Source organism: Cedecea davisae DSM 4568 (genome assembly GCF_000412335.2).
GTDB classification, from domain to species: Bacteria; Pseudomonadota; Gammaproteobacteria; order Enterobacterales; family Enterobacteriaceae; genus Cedecea; species Cedecea davisae.
In genome coordinates this window covers 3,808,386-3,820,103 of the sequence record NZ_KE161030.1, presented here as the reverse complement: position 1 = coordinate 3,820,103, position 11,718 = coordinate 3,808,386, and the positions used below count along the sequence as shown (strand labels likewise).

The 11,718-nt window shown below is 55.3% G+C and carries 12 protein-coding genes; 8 read left to right on the top strand and 4 right to left on the bottom strand.

Annotated elements, in window-relative coordinates; translation table 11 throughout:
- Positions 1–52: 52 nt before the first annotated feature.
- Positions 53–676, top strand: a complete 624-nt coding sequence (locus HMPREF0201_RS17310) for a TetR/AcrR family transcriptional regulator (protein ID WP_016538069.1) — start codon at positions 53–55, stop codon at positions 674–676.
- Positions 677–697: 21 nt separating this feature from the next.
- Here the strand turns inward: HMPREF0201_RS17310 and HMPREF0201_RS17305 are convergent, their stop codons facing one another.
- Positions 698–1,456, bottom strand: coding sequence for an AraC family transcriptional regulator (locus HMPREF0201_RS17305; protein ID WP_016538068.1), 759 nt, complete (start codon positions 1,454–1,456; stop codon positions 698–700).
- 93 nt (positions 1,457–1,549) lie between these two features.
- Here HMPREF0201_RS17305 and HMPREF0201_RS17300 point away from each other — a divergent pair, with 93 nt between their 5' ends.
- The 5 genes from HMPREF0201_RS17300 to HMPREF0201_RS17280 all read left to right on the top strand — a co-directional run bounded on the left by HMPREF0201_RS17300 (position 1,550) and on the right by HMPREF0201_RS17280 (position 6,580).
- The gene (locus HMPREF0201_RS17300; protein ID WP_438358723.1) at positions 1,550–2,677 is read left to right on the top strand and encodes a multidrug effflux MFS transporter; all 1,128 of its coding nucleotides are present in this window, start codon (positions 1,550–1,552) and stop codon (positions 2,675–2,677) included.
- Positions 2,678–2,701: 24 nt separating this feature from the next.
- On the top strand, positions 2,702–2,941 hold the full coding sequence (locus HMPREF0201_RS17295) for a hypothetical protein (RefSeq protein ID WP_016538066.1): 240 nt from the start codon (positions 2,702–2,704) through the stop codon (positions 2,939–2,941).
- A 361-nt stretch (positions 2,942–3,302) separates the two neighbouring features.
- Positions 3,303–4,424, top strand: a complete 1,122-nt coding sequence (gene wzz(fepE) / locus HMPREF0201_RS17290; RefSeq protein WP_016538064.1) for an LPS O-antigen length regulator Wzz(fepE) — start codon at positions 3,303–3,305, stop codon at positions 4,422–4,424.
- A 90-nt stretch (positions 4,425–4,514) separates the two neighbouring features.
- Positions 4,515–5,207: an aspartate/glutamate racemase gene (locus HMPREF0201_RS17285; RefSeq protein WP_016538063.1), complete on the top strand. Its 693-nt coding sequence runs from the start codon at positions 4,515–4,517 to the stop codon at positions 5,205–5,207.
- 209 nt (positions 5,208–5,416) lie between these two features.
- The gene (locus tag HMPREF0201_RS17280; protein ID WP_016538062.1) at positions 5,417–6,580 is read left to right on the top strand and encodes an MFS transporter; all 1,164 of its coding nucleotides are present in this window, start codon (positions 5,417–5,419) and stop codon (positions 6,578–6,580) included.
- A gap of 4 nt (positions 6,581–6,584) precedes the next feature.
- Here the strand turns inward: HMPREF0201_RS17280 and HMPREF0201_RS17275 are convergent, their stop codons facing one another.
- The gene (locus HMPREF0201_RS17275) at positions 6,585–7,508 is read right to left on the bottom strand and encodes a LysR family transcriptional regulator (RefSeq protein ID WP_016538061.1); all 924 of its coding nucleotides are present in this window, start codon (positions 7,506–7,508) and stop codon (positions 6,585–6,587) included.
- Positions 7,509–7,640: 132 nt separating this feature from the next.
- Here HMPREF0201_RS17275 and lysA point away from each other — a divergent pair, with 132 nt between their 5' ends.
- Positions 7,641–8,903 carry a diaminopimelate decarboxylase gene (gene lysA, locus HMPREF0201_RS17270; protein WP_016538060.1) on the top strand — a complete coding sequence of 421 codons (1,263 nt, stop codon included), beginning with the start codon at positions 7,641–7,643 and terminating at the stop codon, positions 8,901–8,903.
- Here the strand turns inward: lysA and HMPREF0201_RS17265 are convergent.
- Entirely contained in the window at positions 8,895–9,926 is a 1,032-nt protein-coding gene (locus tag HMPREF0201_RS17265) for a LacI family DNA-binding transcriptional regulator (protein WP_016538059.1), read from the bottom strand. The genes lysA and HMPREF0201_RS17265 overlap by 9 nt on opposite strands.
- A gap of 150 nt (positions 9,927–10,076) precedes the next feature.
- Here HMPREF0201_RS17265 and HMPREF0201_RS17260 point away from each other — a divergent pair, with 150 nt between their 5' ends.
- Positions 10,077–10,544, top strand: coding sequence for a GNAT family N-acetyltransferase (locus HMPREF0201_RS17260; protein ID WP_016538058.1), 468 nt, complete (start codon positions 10,077–10,079; stop codon positions 10,542–10,544).
- Here HMPREF0201_RS17260 and galR read toward each other — a convergent pair.
- Positions 10,527–11,534 (bottom strand): HTH-type transcriptional regulator GalR, encoded by a 1,008-nt coding sequence (galR, locus tag HMPREF0201_RS17255; protein ID WP_016538057.1) that lies wholly within the window; start codon positions 11,532–11,534, stop codon positions 10,527–10,529. The genes HMPREF0201_RS17260 and galR overlap by 18 nt on opposite strands.
- Positions 11,535–11,718 lie beyond the last annotated feature (184 nt).

The following is an 11,718-nucleotide window of genomic DNA, read 5'->3' as shown; positions in this document are numbered from 1 at the left end:
AAGTACCAATATATACTCAGTACATAATTATCCATCAGCAAGGATTCTGTCAATGTCATCCGATCGTCGAACGCTTAATCGCCTGGCCACCCGGCAAAGAATCTCTAACGTTGCCACCCGGCTGTTTCTGGAAAAGGGTTTTGAGCAGGTGACGATTGATGAAATTGCCGCTGAGGCTGGCGTGGGGCGTATGACGGTGTTTAACCATTTCCCGCGTAAAGAAGACATGTTCTTTGACCGTGAAGAAGAGGGGCTGGAGATGCTGCGTAGCGCGCTTAGCCTGCGGGATACGGGTATTGGCCCGGTTGAAGCATTGCGCCGTTTTGCCCATCAACTGGTGGAGCAGGGCAGCCCGCTGGTTGCTTTCTCGGTGGCGGGCCAGGGGTTTGTTTCCACCATCGAAAATAGCGAAGCGCTGAAGGCGCGTGCCAGAGCAATCCGCGATGAATTCACTCAGGCGCTTGCGTGCGAGCTGGCTGGAGGCGATTTCCGGAACCCTGAGATCCAACTTGCAGCCTCTCTGCTGCTGGCTACGTGGAGCGCAGCGCTTATTCAGGCCCATCGGCACTTCAGTCAAACCCAGGATAATGCCGCTGCGGCGAACGTGTTTTTAAACCTGATTGATAGAGGCTCTGCGGGCGTGCTGGCGGCAATGAGCGGCACTGCGTATGGCTAAGTTGTTGGCAGTGGCTTTGTATCACAGCATGCCCGGCGTTTGCCCGGTCAGGCTGCGGTAGAAGTAGATAAAGGCGCTGTCGCTTGAGAAGCCCAGCGCTCCGGCTACGGCGGATATCCGTTCCCCGCTTGCCAACATTTCAACCGCTTTCATCAGCCGCCACTGCTGACGCCATTGTTGATAAGACAGGCCGGTTTCGCGGCGAAAAATACGGCCGATGGTTCGCTCGCTTGCGCCAGTCACGGCGGCAAGTTCGTGCAACTGCGGTGGCAGCTCATCGCCGCTGAGATGGCGCAGCCGTTTATCCTGCACGAAGCGAAGGGTCATCGGCTCTTCTCGGGCGGCCTCGAGCTCGGCGACACAAAGTGCTGCCATGTGCTGAGCGGCTCCCTGCTCCCAGTTTGTTTCCCACGGGCTGGCTGACATTCTCTCCAGCAGTTCGTGAAGCAGCGGCGTAGCGTTGAGCACGATTGCTGCGGCGGGAAGCGTGGGGTAGCGCTCCGGGTCAAACCAGATGGAGCGGTAAGCCACGCTATTTTTCATTTCAGCGCGGTGGCTCACGCCGCCGGGAAGCCAGGCAACTTTACCGGGCGGCAGCAAAGACAGCACCTGGCCTTCATGTATCGTCAGCTTTACGCAGCCTTCACGGGTGAACAGCAACTGGCCCATACGGTGCCGGTGCAGGCCGGAGTCATGGTTACCCAGCTCGGCTTGTACGCCAATGACGCTTTGATTCAGCTCGTCAGGGTTAAATTCGGCGTCGGCGTTCAGCCAGCTCATAATGTCCGATTTCCGCTATAAAATGTCCGGATGTTTATAATGTTCCATTTCGGGTTTGCCTACAATAGCGCCTCTTTTTCAGGAGGACTGAGGGTGAAAACACATCCCGGAATGGCGCTGTTGACCGCGCTGCTGATGTTTCCACAAATTGTGGAAACCCTTTATAGCCCGGCTTTAACCGATATCGCCCGGCACTTTTCCGTAACCGCTCAGGACGCAGCCTGGACGCTCTCGCTCTATTTTGTTGGCTTTGCCGCAGGCGTGCTGTTCTGGGGGCGAGTCAGTGATTTACTCGGACGTAAACCGGCGCTGCTACTGGGGCTGCTTTGCTACGCGGCTGGTGCGGTGGCCGCATTATTGACCTCGCATTTTTCACTGCTACTTGCGGCCCGAATGCTGGCCGCTTTTGGGGCGGCAACCGGCTCCGTGGTGACCCAAACCGTGCTGCGCGACCGCTACAGCGGCCCGGATCTGGCGCGGATCTTCTCGTTTATGGGCATCGCGCTGGCGGTAAGCCCGGCACTTGGCCTGTGGTTTGGCGGGCTGATTGTCTCTTTTGGCGGATATCAGGCCGTTTTTTACTCGCTCGCCGGGCTGGCCGCTGCTTTGCTGCTCTGGTGCGCATGGCGGCTGGACGAAACCCGGCCTGAACAGCATCAATGTCCGGCTTTGGGGCAGGTTTCAGGCCGCATGCTGCGGGATACCAAAATCTGGAGGGCAACCGGGCTGGTGGCGTTCTTTAATATTGGGCTGTTCAGCTACTACAGCCAGGCGCCGTTTTTGTTCCAGCAGTTTGGCCTGAAGCCGGCTACATTCGGGCTGACGGGGGTAGTGCTGGCGTTGGGTTCTCTTGCTGGAGCGCGGCTAAATCATCGGCTGATAAAGCGTGGGGTCGCGGCCAGAATGCTGCTGCTGACGGCCAGTATCTGCGGTCTTGCGGGAAGTGCGGGCGTTTATTTCATGGAGCACAGTATCTGGTTTCTTGCGCCGATGTTTATGGTGATGGTGGCGTTTTCAATGGCTATTCCGGTGGTGCTCGGCACCGCGCTGAGCGAGTACGGAGACTGCCGTGGAACCGCCGGGGCGCTGTTTGGCTTCGCCTATTATTTGCTGATTGGCATTGGGTTGCTGGTTTCGGGCTGCTATCAACAACTGGGCGTCACGCTGGTGCTCAGCGCTGGGGGGATCTGCCTTATCGGGCGTGGCTATCTGCGGAAATAACAAACCCTCTCCGTACTGGATCGAATGATTATCCTCAATGAAATGCGCGACGGGCTGCTGGTGCCGCTGGCTGAACTGGAACTGCAAAGCGGCAACGGCTACTGGCTGGAGATCCCGCAGGGCGAAAGAGACTTGCCGAGGGTGGGTTATTTTCGTGACTGGCTACAGGCCGAGATTGAGCGCTTCTGGGGTGAGGAGAATCTGGTTTCGCGGCAAAGTGATGTTTTGTCTTTTGAGGATAAAATAATTGCTGTTCAACCCTGAGAACATCATTCTCTGGATTATAGCCACTTAATGATTGGTATTTGCTATCTGTTTTTTTGGTGTCTTTTGGTAATTATAGTGGTGATGACTCCAATAATTTCCCACTATTGACCGCCCCTCTTTGTTTCTCCAGTAATGATGAAAAAACGTGTTTCTAAAAAAATAAACTACAACATTGAGTGGTTGTTTTTAGGAATATTCTTGGGATAATGCCTGGATTATCAGGAATTATCTTAATTTTGCGCGAGGAAATGAGTGCGCAATGTTGAATTTCTGTAATGAAATCGTTTTGTTTAATCGCGCTCATTCATTTGTTTCATGCCCGTGTCTATACCCTGGCAACCATCACGAGTTAGCTAATATGTCCGCAATAGAAATAAAATCTGCACAAAGAGACGATATTCATGCCTTTCCTGTGGTTCCTGAGCTCCACCGGGAAATCGATTTAATCGACTTGATGAGTACCCTTTATTCGGCAAAAAAAACCATTATTGTCGCGACGCTTGCCGCTGCATTCGCAGGGCTGGTGATTAGCTTTATTCTGCCTCAGAAGTGGACCAGTCAGGCTATTGTTACCCCGCCAGAGGCCGCTCAGTTGATTGAACTTCGCCGCGCAATGGTTGAACTAACGGCTCTGGATGCGGCTCCTAAAATAGATGCAGAGCACGTTTACCAAAATTTCCTGAAGGATTTTGATTCTCAGGCGCTTCGGGAAGAGTATCTGGCAAAGTCAGATTATGTAAAGCAACTCATCGGTGCTACTGATAGTGTCGATCAGGTCAAATTACGCAGAGCCATTCAGCTGATCTCGGGTAAATTTATGGCGGTGAATAAGGCTGATACCAAAGGTAGCGATTCGACGCCTTATACAGCATGGATGTTAAGCTTTACCGGCCCAAATCCTGAAGAGGCTCAGGATGTCCTGAACGGTTATATTCAGTTCATTGGGCAGCGAGCGACTCAGGATGTATTACAAAATTTACGCTATGCCGTTGAGTTAAAATTCGCCGTTGAGAAAGACAAACTGCAGCTAGATCGAATCAATCTTGAAAATCAGCATAAGGTGAATATTCAACGTCTGGGCTACTCGCTGGATGTTGCGAATGCCGCCGGTATTAAAAAGCCGGTGTACAGCAATGGGCAGGCAGTAAAAGACGATCCTGATTATTCCGTTGCGCTGGGTGCAGATGGCCTGGCAGAAAAGTTGAAAATTGAATCCTCCCTAAAAGATGTCGCAGAGTTAAATGCCAGCGTACAGAACCGCCAGTACTATCTTTCTAAGCTACAACAGGTAAAAGTAAACGACGTCGACTTCCAGCCCTTCCGCTATCAGATGAACCCGTCTCTGCCGATGAAAAAAGACGGTCTGGGGAAATCTCTCATTGTGACTCTGGCAGCATTGATGGGTCTTATTGGCGCCTGCGGTGCGGTACTGTTGAAAAATGCCGTTTCTGGCAGAAAGAAAAATATCGAAATTGTTTAAGCCGCCTGAGTGAAGAAGCCTCCATCCGGAGGCTTTTTTATTGCCCGGAACCGGGGTATAACCGGAGGTTAAACGAAAAAAGGGGCGACGATGAAAACCATTGGATTACTGGGCGGAATGAGCTGGGAATCGACGATCCCTTATTACCGCTTAATTAATGAAGGGATCAAACAGCGGCTCGGCGGCCTGCATTCGGCCAAAATCGTGCTGCACAGCGTGGATTTTCATGAAATAGAGGCCTGCCAGTCCGCAGGCGAGTGGGATAAAGCCGGCGATATGTTGGCGGATGCCGCGCTGGGACTGCAAAAAGCGGGAGCCGAGGGCATCGTTCTTTGTACCAACACGATGCATAAAGTGGCTCATCAGATTGAAGCCCGCTGCTCGCTGCCTTTCCTGCATATAGCCGATGCGACCGGGCGTGCGATTGCCGCTCAGGGCGCGAGCCGGGTTGCGCTGCTGGGTACGCGCTACACCATGGAGCAGGATTTTTATCGCGGTCGCCTGGAAGAGCAGTTCGCCATTCGTTCGATTATCCCGAATGAGGCTCAGCGCCAGCGCATCAACCAGATTATCTTTGACGAACTGTGTCTCGGCGTTATCAACCCGGAGTCAAAAAGCTACTACCAGCAGGTGATTGGCGAGCTTCAGGCGCAGGGGGCAGAGGGCGTTATTTTTGGCTGCACCGAGATTGGGCTGCTGCTGGGCCAGCAGGACTGCCCGCTGCCGGTGTTTGATACCGCCGCCATTCACGCTGCCGATGCAGTTCGCTTTATGTGCGCCTAAGTTTGATGGCTTTATTTTATCTATCAATGTATTAAGCAAGGCAACGACTTTACCCTCACGCCACGCCGGGTCATGCCCGGCGACTTCTGTGTTATAAATTTGTTATGCAGCGCACACTATTTTAAAAAGCTGCACCTCTGAAATCCTCATTTTCAGGCGGCCGCCGGGCGCGGCCAGCCGTCCATCATTTTGCTACCGGGAGTAATACAATGCCTGTTTCCTTGCTGGCGCTGGCGATGAGTGCGTTCGCCATCGGCACGACGGAGTTCGTGATTATGGGGCTGTTGCCCGAAGTGGCGGGAGATCTTCATATATCGATTCCTTCTGCCGGATGGTTAATCAGCGGCTACGCTCTGGGCGTCGCCATCGGGGCGCCGATTATGGCGCTGCTTACCGCTCGCCTGCCGCGCAAGATGTCGCTGGTTTTGCTGATGGTGATTTTTATCATCGGGAATTTGCTGTGCGCTATCGCGCTTAATTATCAGTTCCTGATGCTGGCGCGGGTCATTACCGCTTTGTGTCACGGCGCCTTCTTCGGTATTGGTGCCGTTGTGGCGGCAAGCCTGGTTCCCGCCGGGCGCAAGGCTTCTGCGGTTGCACTGATGTTCACCGGCCTGACGCTGGCAAACGTGCTGGGCGTGCCGATTGGCACATGGTTCGGCCAGCTTTACGGTTGGCGAGCCACTTTCTGGGGCGTGGCGGTTATCGGCGTGATTGCGTTTATCGCGCTTATCGTCAGCCTGCCGTCGCAGAAAGACGAAGCTCCGGCCGATTTGAAAAGTGAAATCAAAGCGCTGGGCAACGGCAAGCTGTGGCTCTCTCTGTCCATGACGGTATTTTTTGCCGCCGCGATGTTCGCCCTGTTTAGCTACGTTGCGCCTCTGCTGCTGCAAATCACCGGCATTACGCCTGAGGGCGTTAGCTGGACGCTGTTCCTGATTGGCGCTGGCCTGACGGTGGGCAACATTCTTGGCGGAAGGCTGGCGGACTGGCGCGTGTCGGTTAGCCTTATCCTGAGCTTTAGCCTGATTGCCGTGTTCTCTCTGCTGTTCCGCTGGACCAGCCACGGTGCCTGGCTGGCTGAGATTACGCTGTTCCTGTGGGCGATGGCGGCTTTCTCTCTGGTTCCCGCGCTGCAAATTAACGTTGTGCTGCACGGGAAAGAGGCGCCAAACCTTGTCTCGACGCTAAATATCGCGGCCTTTAACGTCGGTAATGCGCTGGGGGCATGGGTTGGCGGCACGGTAATTGAGCGTGGTTACGGCCTGACGGCGGTGCCGGTTGCCGCGGCTGCGCTGGCGGTTATCGGGCTGGTTATCTGCCTGATTAATTTTAGCGGCGGCACCGGGCATCCGCAGCCGGTTACCGAATAGTCTATTACGTGTTTAGCAGGGCGTTCAGCGGGTCACTGTACAGATGCATACTGCTCTGTAGATGCTCGCTGAACGCGCTCACCAGCGCAGAAGCAGGGCGGTGCAGCGGCCGAATCAGGCTGACGGTAAAAGGCACCGCTACGCTAAACCGACGCACAACCACTCCTCGCCCGTGATAATCCAGCGCGGTAAGCGGGTTGACGATAGAAACGCCTGCCCCCGCCTGAACCATTGCGCATACGGAAGCCGCGCTGTGGGTTTCAACGACCATTCTTCGTTTAACGTCATGTTCCTGAAATAGCGAGTCCAGCAGCTGCCGGTAGCTGTCGGTGCGCGACAGGCTGATGTAATTTTCCCCCGCAAAATCCTGAGGCGTAAGCTCTGGCTTTCCCGCGAGCCCGTGTCCGGCAGGCAGGACGCAGACTTCATTTAGCGTCAGCAGCGTCTGGCGTTCGGTGCCTGCGGGCGTGGAGATGTTTTCCGTCAGCCCGAGATCGTGACGCTGGGCGGAGAGCCACTCTTCGAGCAGCGGCGACTCCTGCGGAACAATGTTCAGGCTAAGATCCGGGTAGCGGGCAAGAAACGGCTGCAAAAGTCGCGGCAGGAAGGATTGCGAGAAGACCGGCAGGCAGGCGATGGACAGCTCGCCCTGGCGAAACTCGCGCAGGCTTTCCGCCGCGCTGACTATCCTGTCCAGCCCGTACCATGAACGCTGAACCTCCTCAAATAGCCGCAGCCCCTGAACCGTAGGGTAGAGGCGGCCCCGGCTGCGTTCAAACAGCTGTAGCCCAATCAACTTTTCAAAGCGCGCCAGCTCCCGGCTGACGGTTGGCTGCGAGGTATGCAGCAACCCGGCGGCCTCGGTGAGGTTGCCGGTGGTCATCACGGCGTGAAAAATCTCTATCTGGCGCAGGTTGATGGCTGGCATGTCTGTTGACCGTTACGTTGAATGTTTGTCTTCATCCATATCATATTTGAATAGACTCGAGAGAAAACGATATTTTTTATCCTTTCTGGAGTATGGCGTAATAATCAAAATGATTTTTACCCGGAGTTCGCCATGCCACGCTCGCTTACCGACACCACCACCGCGCTAAACGCGCAAAATCTGCTGACTTTACCAGCCGAATTCGGCTGCCCGGTTTGGGTTTATGATGCCGACATCATCCGCCAGCAGATTGCCCAGCTGCGCCAGTTCGATGTGATTCGTTTCGCCCAGAAGGCGTGCTCGAATATTCATATTCTGAAGCTGATGCGCGAGCAGGGCGTGAAGGTGGATTCTGTGTCGCAGGGTGAGATTGAGCGTGCTCTGGCGGCGGGGTACAAGCCGCTGGAAAATCCGGACGATATCGTATTCACGGCAGACGTTATTGATAACGCCACGCTGGCGCTGGTGGCTGAGCAGAAAATTCCGGTTAACATTGGCTCGGTGGATATGCTTCACCAGTTGGGTGAAGTCTCTCCGGGGCACCGCGTCTGGCTGCGTATTAACCCGGGCTTTGGTCACGGGCATAGTCAAAAAACCAATACCGGCGGCGAGAACAGCAAGCACGGTATCTGGCTGAGTGATATGCCGCAGGCGCTGGAAGCTATGCAGCGCTATGGCATCCATCTGGTTGGCATTCATATGCATATTGGCTCGGGCGTGGATTACGCACACCTGGAGCAGGTGTGCGGTGCGATGGTACAGCAGGTTATCGACTTCGGTCAGGATCTGGAGGCGATTTCCGCCGGTGGCGGCCTGTCTATTCCTTACCGTGAGGGGGAAGAGACTATTAATACCGACCACTATTACGGGCTGTGGAACGCTGCGCGCGAGAAAATTGCCGCTCACCTGGGTCACCCGGTGAAACTGGAAATTGAGCCAGGGCGTTTCCTGGTGGCAGAGGCCGGCGTGCTGGTCGCTCAGGTAAGGGCGGTGAAGGATATGGGTTCTCGCCACTTCGTGCTGATCGATGCCGGTTTTAACGATCTGATGCGCCCTTCAATGTACGGCAGCTATCACCATATTTCTGCCATTGCGGGGGATGGCCGCGAGCTGGCTTCGCTGCCGCCGCTGGAGACCGTGGTGGCCGGGCCGCTGTGCGAGTCCGGTGATGTATTTACCCAGCAGGAAGGCGGCAAGGTTGAAACTCGCCTGCTGCCGCCGGTGAAAACCGGGGACTATCTGGTGCTGCACGACACCGGCGCTTACGGGGCTTCTATGTCGTCAAACTACAATAGTCGCCCGCTGCTGCCGGAAGTGCTGTTTGATAACGGCAGCGCACGCCTGATTCGCCGCCGCCAGACTATTCAGGAACTGCTGGCCCTCGAACTACTTTGACACCTTTCTTCCGGCCTCAAACCAGGGGCCGGGAGCCACGGAATCCCGTAATACCAGGGTCCCGACAAACGGCGGGATCGGCTCCAGCGGCTCTCCGCTCGCCAGCTTAATGGCCTGATCGATAGCGGTAATTATCATGTTATCAATAGGCAAATAGACCGAGGAGAGCGCCGGTTCCAGCCACTGCGCGCTTGGCGCATCGTCGAAACCAAATAGCGAAATATCCTGCGGAATGCGGATCCCCGCCTGGTGCAGGGCCTTGGATGCGCCCAGCGCCATATCGTCGTTGCAGGAAAACAGAGCGCTAAAGGTGACGCCGCTTGCCAGCAGCTCCTGGCAAAGGTGGTGCCCCTCAGTCATGCTGGAGTCGCCGTATTTCACCCGCCCTTCATCCCACGCAATGCCATGTTTTTGCAGCGCTTTACGGTAGCCCATAAGCCGTGCTTTGCCGGTCGGCGTGGAAATAGGTACGGTAATGCAGGCTATTTCCCGATGCCCCTGCTGGATGAGGTATTCGGTCGCCTGAAACGCGGCATCCTGCTGCTCGAAGAAGACGCAGCGCTCCCGCGCCAGGGTCACGTCCCGGTTGATGACTACCAGCGGAACCTGAATGGCGTTCATCAGCGACATAAGCGCCCGCTCGCTCATAAAGCGGGTATACAGCACGATGGCGTCGCAGTGCCGGTCCGCCAGCATTTGCACGGCGTCCAGCTCTTTCTCAGGCGTGTCGTGGCCGTCGGTGACTATTAGCTGTTTACCGTAAAATTCGGTGCGGCGCGAGGCCTGCTGGAGCAGGCGGCCGAAGTAAAAACCGTCAAAAGTGGAGACTACCAGCCCGATGCTGTTACTGCTGCGGTTTGCCAGCGAGCGTGCCAGAAAGTTAGGCTTATAGCCCAGCTCTTCCATAGCCTTAAATACCTGTTCGCGGGTACTTGCTTTAACCTGTCCGGTGCCGTTTAACACGCGAGATACCGTCGCTTTGGAAACCCCTGCGCGTAACGAGACATCTAACATTGTTACCATTGTTTCCTTCCCGATCTGGACGCTGTCGCGATTGGGCAGCAGTTTATCACAGGTGCCTGATGCGCAATCGGCGTTGCCGTTTCGCCGTGCAAATTGTCGTACCAGATCACGCTTTCTAAATTTGATGAGAATTTTTAAGAGGATGTCGTTGTGAAAATCGTTCCGTTATACCAGGCCCCTCAGCACGCTGAACAGGTTACCGACTGGCTGTGGCAGGCGTTCGGTAGCGAGGACAGCCACGACTTTTTTTCTTCTATTGTCGCCAGCAGCCAGCGTGAAGGTGAAATGCCTCTGACCTTTGTCGCGCTGGAGGGGGAGAAGCTTTTAGGTACCGTTGGCCTGTGGCGTTGCGATCTGATTAGCCGTCAGGATCTCTGGCCGTGGCTGGCTGCGTTATATGTAGATGAAGAGCAGCGTGGGCGGGGACTGGGTGAGCGGCTCCAGCGCCATGTTGTAGAGTATGCCTGCAGCCTTGGTTTTGAGTCTTTGTATCTCTATTCTGCCTGTAAGGCCTATTATGAGCGCTTTGGCTGGCAGTATATTGGCGACGGGCTGGATTACCCTGCCCGGCCGGTTCATCTTTATCAGCTTAAGCTACCGTTATCTCTCTCCCGGTGAGACGACCGAATGGCGACGTACCAGGGTAGGGCTAAACATGTTGGTAATTTCCGGCGCGGCCAGGTTATCCGCCAGCGCCAGCGCCAGCTCTGCTGCCTGAGTTGCCATGGTGACTATCGGGTAGCGAACGGTGGTCAAACGCGGACGAACGTAGCGCGAAATCAGAATATCATCGAAGCCAATCAGGGAAATTTCGCCGGGAACGTCAATTCCGTTGTCGCTCAGCACGCCCATTGCCCCCGCGGCCATTGAGTCGTTGTAGCAGGCCACGGCGGTAAAGTTTTTGCCTCGGCCCAGAAGCTCGGTCAGCGCCTGTTCGCCGCCGCTTTCGTCCGGCTCGCCGAAGGTCACCAGACGCTCGTTGAGTGGGATATCGTGCTCACGAAGCGCATCGTAATAGCCCTGTAACCTGTCATCTGCGTCAGAAATCTGGTGGTTTGAACAGAGATAGCCGATTTTAGTATGGCCCTGTTGAATCAGATGGCGGGTGGCAAGCCAGGCACCGTAGCGGTCATCAAGCGCTACACAGCGCTGTTCGAAACCCGGTAAGGTTCGGTTGATTAATACCATGCCCGGGATCTGCTTCATTAAGCCGGCCAGTTCGTCATCAGGCAGTTTTTTTGCATGTACCACCAGAGCCGCACAGCGGTGGCGAATCAGCTGTTCAATCGCCTGGCGTTCTTTTTGCTCGCTGTGGTAGCCGTTGCCGATAAGCAGGAAATTCCCGGTGCGGTAGGCAACCTGCTCGACGGCCTTAACCATCGCGCCGAAGAACGGGTCAGAGACGTCACCCACGACCAGGCCCATGGTTTCCGTGGTTTGCTGGGCAAGCGCCCGGGCGTTTGCGTTGGGATGGTAGTTTAACGATTCCATCGCGCTGTTAACCGCCAGCCTGGATGCCTCGCTGGCTTTAGGGGAGTTGTTAATCACGCGGGATACCGTGGCGACAGACACACCAGCAAGCCGAGCCACATCCTTAATTGTCGCCATCAATAACCTTCCTGTAAGGGGTAATCGTTTACACAACGTTTAGTGTTGCGGAAAACCCTTGCCACTGCAAGGCGGCATCTGCTGCATACTTCGCAAAGTTAAGCAAAATCAACGCGAAGCGGTGTAACCGTTACACGGCCTTGCTGTTTCCGTAGCCTGGCCTGGCATGTCACGGATTTTTAAA